The sequence below is a fragment of the Bacillus sp. FSL K6-1000 genome (assembly GCF_038630785.1).
Taxonomy (GTDB): domain Bacteria; phylum Bacillota; class Bacilli; order Bacillales; family Bacillaceae; genus Bacillus; species Bacillus safensis.
Window position 1 is genome coordinate 3,311,554 of the sequence record NZ_CP152042.1, and the last position, 14,548, is coordinate 3,326,101.

The window sequence follows — 14,548 nt, forward strand, 5'->3', positions numbered from 1 at the left end:
ACAATCTTCTATGAAATATATCGGCTAATTAGCAGGGTTCTTTAATAAAAATCCCCCATTCTTTCTAAAAAGAATGAGGGAAATCATTAGCTGAGTTTACGCTTTGGCAGCTTGTCCATATTATCAAGCATCACGCCAGTACCAACTGCTACACAGTCCATTGGATTTTCAGCAACGAAAACCGGTACTTTCAGCTCTTCTGCAAGCAATTGATCAAGCCCGTTTAGAAGAGCTCCGCCACCTGTAATGATGACGCCGCGATCGATAATATCAGCTGATAATTCAGGCGGTGTTCTCTCAAGAACTTGTTTCGCAGCCTGAACAATCGCAGATACAGATTCACGCAATGCTTCTTCTACTTCTTTGCTTGTGACGGTAATCGTTCTTGGTAATCCTGTCACCATGTCTCGTCCACGAATTGAAATCTCTTCGTGACGTGCGTCTGGGAATACCGTTGCAACTTGGATCTTAATATCCTCAGCCGTGCGCTCACCGATCAACAGCTTGTACTCTTTTTTAATGTAGTTTAGAATTTCCAGATCAAATTTGTCTCCAGCCATTTTAATAGAAGAGGCGGTTACAATGTCACCCATTGAGATGACAGCGATATCTGTCGTTCCGCCTCCAATATCTACGACCATGTTTCCACTTGGCTGAAAAATATCCATACCAGCACCAATGGCTGCTACTTTTGGCTCTTCTTCAAGAAATACATGCTTACCACCGCTTTTTTCAGCAGCTTCTTTGATCGCCTTCTGCTCAACAGATGTAATGTTTGTCGGGCAGCAGATGAGCATACGCGGCTTAGAGAATAGCCCTTTCACATTTAATTTGTTAATAAAATGCTTGAGCATCGCTTCAGTTACTTCAAAATCAGCAATTACGCCATCTTTTAATGGACGAATCGCAACAATATTCCCAGGCGTACGTCCAACCATACGTCTAGCCTCTTCTCCAACAGCCAAAACTTTCCCGCTGTTTTTGTCAAGAGCTACCACAGATGGTTCATTTAACACAATTCCTTTTCCTTTGACATGAATCAGTACATTGGCAGTACCAAGATCAATTCCAATATCCCTAGCAAACATCTATATATATCCTCCTTGAAAATCTGTTTCCATAGCAAATACCACATTCTGCCCTAATTATATATTCTATCATAATTTGCAGAAAAAAAGATATTTCTTTACAAAAGTCTTTACAAAATTTGTGGTTAGAAACTACCGATATGAGGAAGATATATATATCATGTTTATGAACAAAGAACTAAGCTTACTGTTTCACAGGCTCGCCTTCTAAAATTTCTTCTTTTTTATACTTTAACTTGGTGGCTTCTCCTCCTCGCAAGTGGCGGATTGATTTATGATAATCCAGTATCTCCTTCACTTCATTAGCCAGATCTGGATTAATTTCTGGCAGTCTTTCTGTTAGATCCTTGTGTACAGTACTTTTAGAGACTCCAAATTCTTTCGCAATAACACGAACGGTTTTCTTTGTCTCCACGATATACTTTCCTATCTTGATTGTTCGCTCTTTGATGTAATCGTGCACACCACTCGACCTCCCTAAAATGGATGTGAGAAGTGTGAAATGAGATCCGTATGAAGATTATCCATTTTCAGCGGCGCTTGTTCGTCGTAATTTCTCATCCATTAGGTAGTAAATGCCAAACACGATCCCTCACCTCAAACACTCTCTTTGTCAGGTTTGTAACAGTGTATTAGCATTGAATAGGGAATATGCTAAAAATGAAGATGGGACAAGGGATTTATCAGAAAAGGCAAAACAAAAAATCATTTCGGGGCGCGAAAATTTTCACTTTACAAGAAAGGATTCAGCACGTAAAATAGAAAAGGTGAATTTATTTACCTAGCTAAATATTTAAAAAAGGTGAGCATATGGATACGTTAAATAGAGAATGTTTACATCAAATACATCAAGGCGCACGACTGCTGTCTAAAAAGGCGAACGAAGCGCTTGCTGCTTATGACTTGTACATGTCCCAGTGGACTGTGCTTTTTTGTTTGGATACATTCGGCCCGAAAACCCAAAAAGATATCTGGACATATTTGAACGTCGAAGCACCGACGATCACCAGAACCGTCACCCGTTTAGAAGCAAACGGCTGGGTGAAACGTGTACAAGGAAAAGACAAACGTGAGAATCTGATCGTGATGACAGATGATGCAAAAGCCCGATTTGAAGAAATCAAACGCACGATGGAACAATTTGAAGAAGAATGTCTTTCAGATTTTACCTACGAAGAAAAACAACTCCTCCATACACTTTTACACAAATTATCAACTGAATAGGAAGTGACATACATCATGAACGAACGTATTTGGACAAAAGACTTTATTATGATTGTCCTGGTGAATTTATTTACGTTCACCTCTTTTTATGCCCTTTTGACATTACTGCCCATTTACACAATGGATGAACTAAATGGAACAGAATCACAGGGCGGCCTGCTTGTGACGGTCTTCTTATTGTCTGCCATTGTGACAAGACCTTTCTCGGGCGCCATTATTGAGAAATTCGGCAAAAAACAGATGGCGATTTTCTCTTCTACGGCCTTTGCCTTACTCACTTATTTATACATCCCAATTGATCAATTCCAAACGCTTCTTATACTGCGTTTCGTACAAGGGATCTTTTTTAGTATTTTGACGACAGTAGCCAGTGCCATTGCGGCTGATATGATCCCGAAACATAAACGCGGGGAAGGACTCGGATACTTTGTGATGTCCATGAACCTCGCTGTTGTCATCGGTCCATTTATCGCACTGAATCAAGTAGGAAAAATAGGATTTCATTCCTTATTTCTTCTCTTTTCCATTATCGTAACGATCGGAGCTGCTTTTACGATGCTGATTAGACAGCCAGAGCCTGAAAACGGTGGAAGTATCGTCTTCCGATTCACGTTTTCTCACCTGTTTGAAAAAGGCGCATTAAAAACAGCGGCCGTCGGCATCATTATTTCCTTCTGTTATTCGCCGATTATTTCATTTATTTCAGTTTATGCCAATTCACTCCATTTGATGGGTGCAAGCAGTTATTTCTTTATTGTGTTTGCGGCTGCAATGCTTGGATCACGTCCATTTACAGGCAGACTTTTTGACCGAGTTGGAGCTCACGTTGTGATCTATCCTTCGATTGCCCTTTTTGCCATTGGTTTATGGATGCTGACAGCGACACATTCAGCCACAATGCTTCTTCTATCAGGCGCTGTGATTGGGCTTGGCTACGGATCACTCGTGCCATGTTTACAAACACTTGCGATTCAGCACTCACCAGCCCACCGTACAGGATATGCGACGGCCACTTTCTTCACCCTGTATGATACGGGCATTGCTGCTGGCTCATTTGTCTTTGGACTCCTTGTCAGCTTCACAGACTTTTCAAATGTGTACCTCATTGCGGGTATTGTGGTCTTACTGAGTATGGGCGTTTTTTATTGGAGCGAACGAAAACCACAGGAAGCAAAAGCACAAAAGGTCTCCCTTTCAGAATAAAAGGATACTATTTTAAACTTCACCGGAAACATGCTAAAATATAGGATATTTCAAATAGAGCATACAAGCTTTTTTGAAAAATAGTTGGCATTAAGCGAAAGTATAGGTGATGTTTTGAATTACGAATTGTTTAAAGTCATACACGGGATGGCTCACCATTCTGAGTTTTTAGATCAGGCCATGATATTCATTACGAAAAAGGCCATTCTTGTGTATGCCCTTGTCTTATTGATTTGCTGGTTTTTAGGGAATCACAAATTTAAGAAGCATGTCTTCTTTTCCGGTGTAACAGGCATTGCAGCACTTATCGTCAACTTTGCCATTACATTGTTTCATTATGAAGAGCGGCCGTTTGTGGCGCATAAAGTCGACACACTCATCCCGCACTCAGCAGACGCTTCCTTCCCAAGTGACCATACAACAGGTGCACTGGCTCTTTCATTAGCCATTCGATCCCGTAATAAAAAGCTCGGCAACATCTTGCTCGTCTTTGGATTACTCACAGGATTCTCCCGCATCTGGGTTGGCCACCATTATCCATTTGATGTTTTAGGCAGCTTGGTCGTATCGATTGTGGTTGTCTTTATCATGAATAAATTATGGAAGTTCTTTGACTCTCCTATTGATCGTATCGTGACATTTTACGAGACAATTGTGGGGAAAATTTTCAGAAGGAAGACAAAGGATCAGGGCTCAGACCTGTCCAACTCTTAAGCGGTTTTGCGATAACGTGATGAAGATTCTTCTCTCACTTATCGTGCCGCTTTTTTTATTGGCTGTCTCCCTCTAACCATACTTGAAAAATAAAGACTGACACCAATGCCAATAAGAGAAATGATGATCAACGTCCAGCCTAATTGCGCAAAATGAGAACCAGCAATTTCATCCCCAAAGAGCATGCCAAGCACAGCAGATGACAGAATGGAACCAAGGTAGCGGCATGTTTGAAAAAGTCCAGAGGACGTGCCAATCATTTGCTGAGGACTTGCTTTGAGCATCGCAGCTTGAAGCGCAACATTCCCAATTCCATAACTGAGTCCAAGCAGCGCTAGAACCAATCCTTTCCCCCATAATGGCGCAGGAATAAAAAAGAAAGTCATTGCAGACGCTCCAGCCAGCATCAATACTGCACTCGCTAAAACTGGATGGCGTTCATCCCCGCGATCTACCCACTTTCCTGTCAGAGGCGACACAATAATGCTCACTCCTGACATACACAGCATAAAAAGACCCGTCATCTCCACACGCCAGCCTAACTCATCTTGAAAATAACTCGGCAAACCAAAAAAGAGACAATAGAAAAAGATATTTAAGATGATAAATTGCACATACACAAGTGACAGCCGCTGCTCTTCTCTGAACATCCGTATTTGAATAAACGGTTCATCCACCTGATACTCCCACCAAATAAAAGCGCCTGCACTCAGGAGACAAAGAATGCCTTGAACATATTGAATGCCATCACCGAGTGATAATAAAAATGAAAGCAGGAGAACAATGCAGACAGTAAAAAGAAGCATCCCTGGCAAATCGAGTGTTCGCACGGTTTCGCCTATGCGCAGCTTTCTCTTCTTCTGCTCCTTCGGAAACAACAATAGACCGAGAAAGAAACTGATCAAAATAAACGGCAGATTCACTAAAAAGATAGCCGGCCAGCCACCAATGGTCATCAAAAATCCGCCAAGCGTCGGCCCAAGTGCCGTCATCGCTGAAGCAAAAATGGATAATACCGCTAACGCAGAAGCCTGTCTTTCTTGAATATGATCCCGAATGAGTCCGACCCCAGAGGGATAAATGGCACTGCTTCCAATCGCCTGTAACAGACGGATCACAATCAGCACCGCAAACGTCGGGGCAAACGGCGCGCAGATGGCTGAGACTGCGACAAGAACGAGACCGAATAAAAATAAGGTTCTCCGGCTCATGACATGATCCCCAATCCGGCCGCTCACTGGCTGCGTCACTGCACTGGCTAAATAAAAAGAAGAAATAAGCCAAGATACAGTCGTAAACGACAAACCGAATTCATGCTGAATTTGATGCAAGGCTAAAGCAATCATTGATGAATTCAGCGGATTCAACATCGTTCCAAAGGCAATAGCGGTTAAAAAAACTTTTCGATTGTCTGTCCACTTGTGCATACACTACTCCTCTTTCTGGCATGTTCTTTGCCCATCCTCCCGTTATTATGAGATTCAATTCCCTTTTTTACCCTGATCAAATCGAGTTCTCTCTCGGAAAAGCTAGACATACATTTTAAAAAGGGCGGCTTTTGGAAAAGCACATATAAAATTGAGAATATGAGGAAGAGATGGTAATATTCATTTCATATTTAAAAGCCTACTTTCTCCTTACAGGGAGAACGGCTGAAAAGGAGGAGAAGCTTATTATTAAAAAAAGACGGTTTTGGGTCCCAGCCCTTTTCTCGGTTGCAGTATTACTTCTGTCTTCGTGTGGTTCAAACGAAACAAATGGGAACGGAGATAAACGTAATTCTACAGCGAAAGGGTCGCCAATTTTGGAGGATGGAAAATTTATTTTTGCAGCATCAGGTGAATTTCATCCGTTTAGTTACATGGATGGAAATCAGATGTCTGGCTTCGATATCGACGTAGGCAATGCGATTAGTGACAAACTAGGTCTTGAACCTATACAGAAAAAATATAAATTCGCAGGCATCGTCGAAGGTGTGAAAGCAGGTAAATTTGATGCGGCAGTTGCCAGTCATACCATCAATGAGGAACGAAAAAAACACGTCCTTTTTTCTAAGCCCTATTACTACTCTGGTCCGCAAATTTTCACAAGACCTGGAGCAGACATTCAACATGCTGATGACTTAAAAAACAAAGAAATTGCTGTATCAAAAGGATCGTCCTACGCTGATATTGCAAAGGAACATAGCGGGCAAGAACCAAAATATTATGATAGTGATGTCGTCGCCTTAGAAGCACTAGCCAACGGAAAACACGATGCAGTCGTGACAGATTTCGCCACAGGTGCAGAAGCGATGAAGAAAAAATTGAAAATCGAAGCGCAGGAAAGACTCGGACAAAGCGAGCAGGCAATTGCTGTATCAAAAGAAAATGAACAGCTCATAGAAGAGATCAACGATGCGATTGATGCATTAAAAAAAGACGGAACATTAAAACAAATTAGTGAAAAGTACTTTGATGAAGACATCACGGTCAAACAAGATTAAAACCACGATTGTGCGCCTTTTTATAGGCGCACTTTCTTCAAATGGAGATGATTGTTTTGCCTACCTTAGCACACTTTTTTCAGACACTCATTGATTCTAGAGGCATTTTCGTAGAAGGAATGCTGATCACCTTACAGCTCACGGTGATCAGCATCTTCATCGGTATGTTCATCGGGCTCTTCTTTGCTTTATTGAAAATATCCCGCATAGCCGTTTTCGGTTATATTGCCAATGCTTATATCTTTCTTGTACGCGGAACACCACTTATTGTTCAAATTTTCATCCTATATTTCGGTCTCACAGAATTGAATATACCCGACTTCTGGGCTGCTTCCATTGCGCTCGCCTTTCATAATGGCGCCTATATAGCCGAAATATTTAGAGGCGCCATCCAATCCATCGATCAGGGGCAAAAAGAGGCAGGACGCTCTCTTGGCATGGGTCGTTTTTTAACCATGAGGCGCATCATTCTCCCGCAAGCGATGCGGCGCGCCCTCCCCCCTCTTGGCAACCAGTTCATTATCGGCTTAAAAGATTCATCACTCGCCGCCTTTATTAGTGTGAATGAACTATTTAACATCGCCACCACGCAAGGCTCCAACAGCTTTGATAATATGACGTATTTACTTGTTGTAGCCGTCTATTACTTAGTTCTTGTCCTGCTGTTAACATTCGCTGTCCAAACCTTTGAGAAGAAATTATCAGCCAGTGACCAATAGGAGGAGTAGCATGACAGAATCAAAGGAAATCATTCGTGTTGAAAAACTCAATAAATACTTTGGAGAGCTCCATGTTTTAAAAGATATCGATCTCATCGTTTATGAAAATGATGTGGTCGTCTTAATTGGCGCAAGCGGTTCTGGAAAAAGCACCTTGCTCCGCTGTATGAACTTTTTAGAAATAAAAAATGACGGAGATATCATCATCGATGGCAGTCCTGTTCATCCAAAGCGCGATCAATTAAACGAAATGAGACAAAAAATAGGAATGGTGTTTCAGCATTTTAATCTTTTTCCGCACAAAACTGTGCTTGAAAATATCATTGAAGCACCTATTATGGTGAAAAAAACAAAGAAAGCGCAAGCCATCACCGAAGCGAGCGCCTTGTTAGATAAAGTCGGACTTGCAGATAAAGCCAACGTATATCCTTCTAAACTATCAGGCGGTCAAAAACAGCGTGTAGCCATCGCCAGATCTCTCGCTATGAAGCCTGATGTCATGTTATTTGACGAACCTACGTCTGCCCTTGATCCAGAGCTTGTAGGCGAGGTGCTGCAAACGATGAAAAGCCTCGCAAAAGAAGGCATGACCATGGTCATTGTCACACATGAAATGGGCTTTGCGAAAGAAGTTGCTGACCGTGTCGTCTACATGCACGAGGGCCGCATCGTCGAAGAAGGCGTCCCTTCGGAATTATTTGATTCTCCTAGGGAGGAACGTACAAAACTGTTTCTCAGCTCCATTTTATAGGTCAAACGCCCTTCATTTTTAGTGCTTAACTGACGTTTTTGCTCATTTTTTACGAACTTTTCATCCATTTATATTGAACTTAACCAAAAAACCATGTTAGATAAACTTACACGTATATGTTATATATGACTTTTCTCTCTATAATGAAGAATTAAGAAAACAATAATTCTGAATGATTCGGGGGAATGCAGCATGCAAATGGGTGATACAGTATTTATGTTCTTCTGCGCACTACTCGTGTGGTTAATGACACCGGGTTTAGCTTTATTCTACGGAGGACTCGTGAGAAGTAAAAACGTTTTAAGCACAACCATGCACAGCTTAACGTCACTAGCGATCGTTTCAATCGTATGGATCGTATTCGGTTATTCCTTAGCTTTTGCACCAGGCAATGCATGGATCGGAGGATTAGACTGGGTTGGCCTGAAAGGCGTAGGCTTTGAACCCGGTTCCTATAGCGAGACCATTCCACATTCATTGTTCATGATGTTCCAAATGACCTTTGCCGTCTTAACAACAGCCATCATCTCAGGTGCCTTTGCTGAAAGGATTCGCTACTCAGCAGTCGTTGTATTTACACTCCTTTGGGTCACATTTGTATACGCTCCAGTCGCACACTGGGTATGGGGCGGCGGTTGGATTGGCGAGATGGGTGCGCTTGACTTCGCAGGCGGAAACGTGGTTCACATCTCATCCGGTGTTGCAGGTCTTGTCGTGGCGATTGTGCTCGGGAAGCGTAAAGACGCAGCAAGCTCTTCTCCGCATAACTTGATCTACACCCTTCTCGGCGGAGCTGTCATCTGGTTTGGCTGGTTTGGTTTTAACGTGGGGAGTGCTCTTACATTAGACAGCGTGGCCATGTTTGCCTTTATTAACACCAATACAGCCGCTGCTGCAGGAATCATCGGCTGGCTGTTAGTAGAGTGGATGATCAACAAAAAACCAACCATGCTCGGCGCGATCTCTGGAGCCATCGCAGGTCTTGTCGCCATTACACCTGCCGCAGGCTTTGTTACACCGTTTGCTTCTATTATAATAGGATTCATTGGCGGGATCGTCTGTTTCTGGGGCGTCTTTTCTCTCAAGGCCAAATTTGGCTATGATGACGCACTAGACGCATTCGGCCTTCACGGAATTGGCGGTACTTGGGGAGGAATTGCAACAGGACTTTTCGCCACAACTTCTGTCAATGACGGTGGAGCCAATGGCTTATTTTACGGAGATCCCAGCTTACTTTGGAAGCAAGTGGTCGCGATTGTTGCCACGTACGCTTTTGTTGCCGTTGTGACATACGTGATCATCAAGTTGGTCAATGTCTTCTTCAAAATTCGTGCAACCGAAGAAGAAGAATCCGTGGGTCTTGATTTAACCATGCACGGTGAAAAAGCTTATCAAGATTAAAGAAAAAGGGGTGTCTCTATGAGCAAAATGTATAAAGTGGAGATTGTCACACGTCCAGCTAATTTTGAAACATTAAAGGTGGAGCTTGGAAAGATTGGTGTCACCTCGATTACCTTTTCAAATGTACACGGCTGCGGCTTACAAAAGGGACATACAGAGCTATACCGCGGCGTCAAAAGAGAAAGCAACGTGTACGAACGATTAAAGATCGAAATCGTCCTAAGCAAAGTACCTGTCGAACAGGTCGTTGAAACAGCTCAAAAGGTACTTCGTACAGGCGAACCAGGGGATGGGAAAATTTTTATATATGAGATAGCAAATACAATCAACATTCGGACAGGTGAAGAAGGACCTGCCGCCCTATAGTTTATCCTCCGCCGAGTGGCGGAGGATCTTTTTAAGCAGAAAAAAACCTCTGCATATTTTTATATACACAGAGGACCTTGTAAGACATTAAGATTGTTTAGTTTCTTCTGACTGACTGCTGTCTTTAGAGGAATCAGAAGACTTTTCTTGATCAGAGGATTTCCCCTTCTCATCAGACTTTTCTTCTGATTTTTCTCCAGCTGGCTCTTTGGCTTTATCTTCAGCAGCAGGTTCCTTCGTTTTTTCCTCAGTCTTTGGCTGAGCAGGTTCTTTTGCTTGTTCCGTCACTTCTTGCGCTGCTTTTTCAATCGTAGAAACAGGCTTGTCAATGAAGCTAAGCGGATTAAGCGCTAAACCTTCCATACGAATTTCAAAATGCACATGGTTGCCGCTTTCAGCGCCATATAGGTTTTTACCAGAAGCACCAATGACATCATTCTGCTTCACTTCATCGCCTTCTTTGACACTCACTTGTGACAACGATTGATAGACAGTTGATAATCCATCTTCATGTTCAATTTCAACGACATGACCAAGAACTGGATCTTTTTTCGCTTGAACCACTGTTCCACTAAGAGCAGCTGTGACATCAAACACTTTGCCATCTTTATCTGCAAGATCAATACCTTTGCTCAAGGTATAGGTGTTATTATAGTTTACAAGTGCTGCTTCTTTTTCTTTTTGGTCAGCATCTGCTTCATAGAACTTTTTCACGACAGAAACATTATCAGAATTCTGGACCGGCATTGCGACATTTTCAATTGGCTTTCCAACTTCAACAGCATCATCGCGCTGTTCTTGCCCTGTTTGATTTCCATCAGATAGTTGGTCTTTCACATCTTTTGATACAGCTTGATACCAAAGAACGGCTGTTAACACGACCGCTGCGCTGACCAAGTAAATAGCAGGGAATACCCAGCGCTTACGGAAAAATTGCTGAACTTTTGTGATTTTGGAAGTACGTTTCTTTTCTTCCTCTCTCATTTTTCATCACCTCAGCAACATTCTGAACACTTTTCAAAAAATATATACACACAAAATCATTTTTCTTTTTATTTTGCGCAATCGCATCAATAATATGTATGATAAATGAAAAAAAGATGGGGGACTTAATTGTGAAAACTTTCAACCGCATAGCAACAGAAGATGACCTCAAAGCGATCGTTGATATCTACAATTCAACCATTGCTTCAAGAGAAGTGACCGCTGATACAGAACCAGTTTCTGTCGAGGACCGCCGGCAATGGTTTTTGAATCATTCCGAAAAAAGACCTCTCTATGTGAAAACAGATGAGGATGGAATTATCTACGGCTGGCTGAGCTTTGAAACATTTTACGGTAGACCTGCATACAACGGGACCGTTGAAATGAGTATCTATTTGAACCAAGACTATCGAGGAAAAGGCTTAGGCTCACTTTTCTTACAAGAAGCCATTGAGTTAGCACCGTCATTAGGCATTCGAACGTTACTTGCCTTTATTTTCGGGCACAACGAAGCCAGCATTCGACTATTTAAAAAGCACGGCTTTGAGACATGGGGCCACCTGCCACGCATCGCAGAAATGGACGGCAGCAGATACGATTTAGATATCCTAGGAAAAGAATTATAAAACGAGCGTCTCCCTGACAAAGAGACGCTTTTTTATGACGCATGTAACAGCTGTTCAAACTGTTTCGCATTTTGAAGAGATTTTCTTTGCAGAATGATACCTTGTTCATCAATGAGAATTGCTTGTGGAACAACCGTTACCCCATACAGCTCCATAATTTGTGAAGAACGAGTATACACAGCTTGGGACGGAAGCAATTCAAGGATCGGCGTATCATCCGCCTGCTCATCTCCATTAATAATAATGAATTGAGTATCATCGCCAGCGATTTGCTGCTGCAGATCTGCCAAAATACTTTTGCACGTCATACAAGTAGAATTTACAAATAACAGCATCACAGCACTCCCACTTTGAAAATATTCCTTCAAAATGACCTTCTTCCCTAAATGGGAATAGCTTCGAAATAACGGTGCAGGATCCCCCACATCCGCTTCCTTTAATTCAATTCCATCAAGGGTTTTAATTTTATTCATAAATTTTCCGATAAAACGGGCGAGCAAAAATATCACAGCCAGCTGAGCAATGACAATGAATAACACAATAATCAATAGAATATCTGTCATTTCACATCGTCTCCTTCTATAAATAATTCAAATTGATTGATCCATTTTCTTTTAAACATTAAGACTTCTTGACCCACCGCTATTATGAAAGAGACAGCCACGGCAATGAGAAAACAAATAATGTTATATTGCCATGGAATGGTTTCTACATAGGAATGCACATAAAACAATCCGATCACAAGAGACAGCATCGACACATTGCGAATCACAATTCCCCAGTGAAGGCGATCATTATCAAGTAGTCCACCACAGCCGCAAGAAATATCACGATGTCCTCTCAATAAATTGAAGGTCACCGCTCCAGTATAAATACATAAAAGTGCTGTAAGACCAATCGCAGGTACAAGAGTCATGTGCCATATGAACAAATAACCAGTACAAACCAATTCAGCAGTTAAAAACAAATAAAACATGGGTGCCGTGAAAGAAGGAGGCAGCAGCCGATAAGCATCCATCTGCTGCATATGTGCCGTCTGTTTTTTCACTTTATCAAACCATGCACCCGCAAAAATGATCCCTAGTAAATAGACACCTATATAATAAAAGACACTCACCTTACGCCATCTCCTTTTGTTGAAATAATTGAGATTGTGCCTCGTAAAGCCTTTTGTACTCTCCGTTCAACACCATCAGTTCATTATGGTTCCCCTCTTCAACGAAAGCACCATCTTTCATTACGATTATACGGTCTGCTAAACGGGCCGCTCCCATTCGATGTGTGATAAACAAGACACCCTGATCCTGCGTGTGATCGAATAGCTTTCGAATGAGTGAAATTTCCGAGAGTGGATCAAGAGCAGAAGTCGGTTCATCTAAAATGATAAAATCACTCTCTCTAAAGAAGGTTCTAGCCATCGCGAGCTTTTGCCATTGTCCGCCAGACAGTTCATGTCCTTCTTCAAAAAACCGTCCAAGCTGTGCATCATACATTTCTTCCATTTGATGAATTCTTTTCTCTATGCCTGCTTGCCGTGCAGCTGAGATCATCCGCTCTTTCTCGTCCATATGATCAATACGGCCAAACCCGATGTTTTCTTTCACAGTGAACTCGTACTTCATAAAATCTTGAAAAAGAACAGCCATTCTCGCATGGTATGACTTTTTATGAATGGTAGAAATAGACTCACCGTTGACTTTTTGCATATTCGGCTGATCTGGATCATATAAACCGGTCAAACATTTGATCAAGGTGGTTTTACCTGATCCGTTATCCCCCACCAATGCAATACGTTCACCTTTATTGATATGAAAATGTATATGCTCAATGGCAGGTGTTTTCATATTCGGATAAGTAAATGAGAGATTTTCAAGTGTAATAGACTGAATAGACTCGATCTTCCGAAGCGATGCCCCCTCTTCTACCTGCTCATGAATTTCTTCTTCTCTCTTTTGAAAAGCTCTCATTTCATCAATATAAAGACTTGTTTCATATAAACTAGAACATTCTCTTGTTAAGTCCTGAAAACCACTTTGGATGTTTTGCACCGCTTGCAGCACAGCGACAAATGTCCCGGCAGCTAATTTTTTTTGAAAAATAAGAAAGACAATAAAAAGACCGCAGCATACATAGGAAAATGTCATAAGCAACCCGCCCGCCATCTCCCAGCGAACTTGCCGCTTAAGCAGTTTATATTTTTCATCTGCACTTTTTACATAATGACCTTTCCATTTCTGAAGAAGATAATCCCCGATTCCATATAAACGGATTTCCTTCAATGAATCTCGTTGCGCAACAAGATCGGACACATACATTTCTCTGCGGTCATTGGCAGTTAACATGCGGTTTAATTGATAACGCGCTCCTCCAAAGAAAAGCTCAATCCATAAGACAGGCAGGGTAAACACGATCAGAATAACTGCCAAGCCCCAATGGATACCGATCATATAGAAAAGAAGTGATACAACAGTAATCAATGCGCTCATGATTGTAAAGATACTTCTAACCATACTCAGAACATGCTGATGACTGTTCATCACACGTTGACTTTCATTGTAAAAAGAAGGGTGTTCAAATGTAATAAACGGCAGCCTGATCGCCTTTTGAAGCAATTCACCCTTCAAATGCAGACCAATCAAATTTGTCGCTTTCTGCTGGCTAAGCTGAAGAACGAATTGAAGCCCATATCCTAAAACCACGATGACCATTTGCAGTCCAAATAACCACAAAACCTTTTGAATGTCTCCTGAAGACGTCATGAATAAAATAATTTCATTAATCAAAGTTTGAATAATCCAGACACTAGCCAAAGGCATAAAACCAACGATTACTTGGATCAATAAGGTAAGAAGAAGATAAGATCGACTTCTTTTCCAAGTATAGGAGATTGCATATAGACAATGGTTCACTGTACTCATCAAATGCTCCACCTTACACCATTTAGTATAATTGACATATTTTTGATATTTGTATTATGATAGCTTTGC

At 41.7% G+C, this 14,548-nt stretch carries 16 protein-coding genes; 9 read left to right on the plus strand and 7 right to left on the minus strand.

Going from position 1 to position 14,548, the window contains the following annotated elements; genetic code table 11:
- Positions 1 to 86: 86 nt before the first annotated feature.
- On the minus strand, positions 87 to 1,088 hold the full coding sequence (gene mbl / locus MHI46_RS17220) for a cell shape-determining protein Mbl (protein ID WP_007497573.1): 1,002 nt from the start codon (positions 1,086 to 1,088) through the stop codon (positions 87 to 89).
- 184 nt (positions 1,089 to 1,272) lie between these two features.
- The gene (spoIIID, locus tag MHI46_RS17225) at positions 1,273 to 1,551 is read right to left on the minus strand and encodes a sporulation transcriptional regulator SpoIIID (RefSeq protein ID WP_008343327.1); all 279 of its coding nucleotides are present in this window, start codon (positions 1,549 to 1,551) and stop codon (positions 1,273 to 1,275) included.
- A gap of 347 nt (positions 1,552 to 1,898) precedes the next feature.
- Here spoIIID and MHI46_RS17230 point away from each other — a divergent pair, with 347 nt between their 5' ends.
- The 3 genes from MHI46_RS17230 to MHI46_RS17240 all read left to right on the plus strand — a co-directional run bounded on the left by MHI46_RS17230 (position 1,899) and on the right by MHI46_RS17240 (position 4,229).
- Positions 1,899 to 2,312: a MarR family transcriptional regulator gene (locus MHI46_RS17230; protein WP_024423697.1), complete on the plus strand. Its 414-nt coding sequence runs from the start codon at positions 1,899 to 1,901 to the stop codon at positions 2,310 to 2,312.
- A 15-nt stretch (positions 2,313 to 2,327) separates the two neighbouring features.
- Complete coding sequence (locus MHI46_RS17235; RefSeq protein WP_039182032.1) at positions 2,328 to 3,515, plus strand: MFS transporter; 1,188 nt, start codon at positions 2,328 to 2,330, stop codon at positions 3,513 to 3,515.
- A gap of 114 nt (positions 3,516 to 3,629) precedes the next feature.
- Positions 3,630 to 4,229, plus strand: a complete 600-nt coding sequence (locus MHI46_RS17240; RefSeq protein WP_024423699.1) for an undecaprenyl-diphosphatase — start codon at positions 3,630 to 3,632, stop codon at positions 4,227 to 4,229.
- Between the two features lie 38 nt (positions 4,230 to 4,267).
- Here MHI46_RS17240 and MHI46_RS17245 read toward each other — a convergent pair whose 3' ends face one another.
- Complete coding sequence (locus MHI46_RS17245; RefSeq protein ID WP_059376399.1) at positions 4,268 to 5,656, minus strand: MFS transporter; 1,389 nt, start codon at positions 5,654 to 5,656, stop codon at positions 4,268 to 4,270.
- 170 nt (positions 5,657 to 5,826) lie between these two features.
- Between MHI46_RS17245 and MHI46_RS17250 the strand changes: the two genes are divergently transcribed.
- The 5 genes from MHI46_RS17250 to MHI46_RS17270 all read left to right on the plus strand — a co-directional run bounded on the left by MHI46_RS17250 (position 5,827) and on the right by MHI46_RS17270 (position 9,951).
- Positions 5,827 to 6,714: a transporter substrate-binding domain-containing protein gene (locus tag MHI46_RS17250; protein ID WP_058838573.1), complete on the plus strand. Its 888-nt coding sequence runs from the start codon at positions 5,827 to 5,829 to the stop codon at positions 6,712 to 6,714.
- A 41-nt stretch (positions 6,715 to 6,755) separates the two neighbouring features.
- A complete protein-coding gene (locus tag MHI46_RS17255; protein ID WP_126682410.1) occupies positions 6,756 to 7,433 on the plus strand; it encodes an amino acid ABC transporter permease in 678 nt (225 codons plus the stop codon).
- Between the two features lie 10 nt (positions 7,434 to 7,443).
- Positions 7,444 to 8,184, plus strand: coding sequence for an amino acid ABC transporter ATP-binding protein (locus tag MHI46_RS17260; protein ID WP_126682411.1), 741 nt, complete (start codon positions 7,444 to 7,446; stop codon positions 8,182 to 8,184).
- Between the two features lie 192 nt (positions 8,185 to 8,376).
- Entirely contained in the window at positions 8,377 to 9,585 is a 1,209-nt protein-coding gene (locus tag MHI46_RS17265; RefSeq protein WP_039182048.1) for an ammonium transporter, read from the plus strand.
- A gap of 18 nt (positions 9,586 to 9,603) precedes the next feature.
- Positions 9,604 to 9,951, plus strand: a complete 348-nt coding sequence (locus MHI46_RS17270; protein ID WP_039182051.1) for a P-II family nitrogen regulator — start codon at positions 9,604 to 9,606, stop codon at positions 9,949 to 9,951.
- Positions 9,952 to 10,038: 87 nt separating this feature from the next.
- Here the strand turns inward: MHI46_RS17270 and MHI46_RS17275 are convergent, their stop codons facing one another.
- Positions 10,039 to 10,935 carry a peptidoglycan DD-metalloendopeptidase family protein gene (locus MHI46_RS17275; protein WP_034281210.1) on the minus strand — a complete coding sequence of 299 codons (897 nt, stop codon included), beginning with the start codon at positions 10,933 to 10,935 and terminating at the stop codon, positions 10,039 to 10,041.
- Positions 10,936 to 11,051: 116 nt separating this feature from the next.
- Here MHI46_RS17275 and MHI46_RS17280 point away from each other — a divergent pair, with 116 nt between their 5' ends.
- Positions 11,052 to 11,561 carry a GNAT family N-acetyltransferase gene (locus MHI46_RS17280; RefSeq protein ID WP_047202534.1) on the plus strand — a complete coding sequence of 170 codons (510 nt, stop codon included), beginning with the start codon at positions 11,052 to 11,054 and terminating at the stop codon, positions 11,559 to 11,561.
- Between the two features lie 32 nt (positions 11,562 to 11,593).
- Here the strand turns inward: MHI46_RS17280 and MHI46_RS17285 are convergent, their stop codons facing one another.
- From MHI46_RS17285 to MHI46_RS17295, 3 genes are read right to left on the minus strand one after another with little or no spacing between them, the layout of a single operon-like run.
- Positions 11,594 to 12,124, minus strand: a complete 531-nt coding sequence (locus tag MHI46_RS17285; protein WP_058838569.1) for a redoxin domain-containing protein — start codon at positions 12,122 to 12,124, stop codon at positions 11,594 to 11,596.
- Entirely contained in the window at positions 12,121 to 12,678 is a 558-nt protein-coding gene (locus tag MHI46_RS17290) for a MauE/DoxX family redox-associated membrane protein (protein ID WP_251180992.1), read from the minus strand. Before MHI46_RS17290 ends, MHI46_RS17285 begins: the two co-directional genes overlap by 4 nt.
- 1 nt (position 12,679) lies before the next feature.
- Positions 12,680 to 14,479, minus strand: coding sequence for an ABC transporter ATP-binding protein (locus MHI46_RS17295; RefSeq protein WP_126682412.1), 1,800 nt, complete (start codon positions 14,477 to 14,479; stop codon positions 12,680 to 12,682).
- Positions 14,480 to 14,548 lie beyond the last annotated feature (69 nt).

What these genes read in the sequence shown, in the direction of transcription:
- mbl (WP_007497573.1), bottom strand. Translation starts at nt 1,088, where the DNA reads ATGTTTGCTAGGGATATTGGAATTGATCTTGGTACTGCCAATGTACTG.
- MHI46_RS17230 (WP_024423697.1), top strand. Translation starts at nt 1,899, where the DNA reads ATGGATACGTTAAATAGAGAATGTTTACATCAAATACATCAAGGCGCA.
- MHI46_RS17235 (WP_039182032.1), top strand. Translation starts at nt 2,328, where the DNA reads ATGAACGAACGTATTTGGACAAAAGACTTTATTATGATTGTCCTGGTG.
- MHI46_RS17245 (WP_059376399.1), bottom strand. Translation starts at nt 5,656, where the DNA reads ATGCACAAGTGGACAGACAATCGAAAAGTTTTTTTAACCGCTATTGCC.
- MHI46_RS17250 (WP_058838573.1), top strand. Translation starts at nt 5,827, where the DNA reads ATGGTAATATTCATTTCATATTTAAAAGCCTACTTTCTCCTTACAGGG.
- MHI46_RS17255 (WP_126682410.1), top strand. Translation starts at nt 6,756, where the DNA reads ATGGAGATGATTGTTTTGCCTACCTTAGCACACTTTTTTCAGACACTC.
- MHI46_RS17260 (WP_126682411.1), top strand. Translation starts at nt 7,444, where the DNA reads ATGACAGAATCAAAGGAAATCATTCGTGTTGAAAAACTCAATAAATAC.
- MHI46_RS17265 (WP_039182048.1), top strand. Translation starts at nt 8,377, where the DNA reads ATGCAAATGGGTGATACAGTATTTATGTTCTTCTGCGCACTACTCGTG.
- MHI46_RS17270 (WP_039182051.1), top strand. Translation starts at nt 9,604, where the DNA reads ATGAGCAAAATGTATAAAGTGGAGATTGTCACACGTCCAGCTAATTTT.
- MHI46_RS17275 (WP_034281210.1), bottom strand. Translation starts at nt 10,935, where the DNA reads ATGAGAGAGGAAGAAAAGAAACGTACTTCCAAAATCACAAAAGTTCAG.
- MHI46_RS17280 (WP_047202534.1), top strand. Translation starts at nt 11,052, where the DNA reads ATGGGGGACTTAATTGTGAAAACTTTCAACCGCATAGCAACAGAAGAT.
- MHI46_RS17285 (WP_058838569.1), bottom strand. Translation starts at nt 12,124, where the DNA reads ATGACAGATATTCTATTGATTATTGTGTTATTCATTGTCATTGCTCAG.
- MHI46_RS17295 (WP_126682412.1), bottom strand. Translation starts at nt 14,479, where the DNA reads ATGAGTACAGTGAACCATTGTCTATATGCAATCTCCTATACTTGGAAA.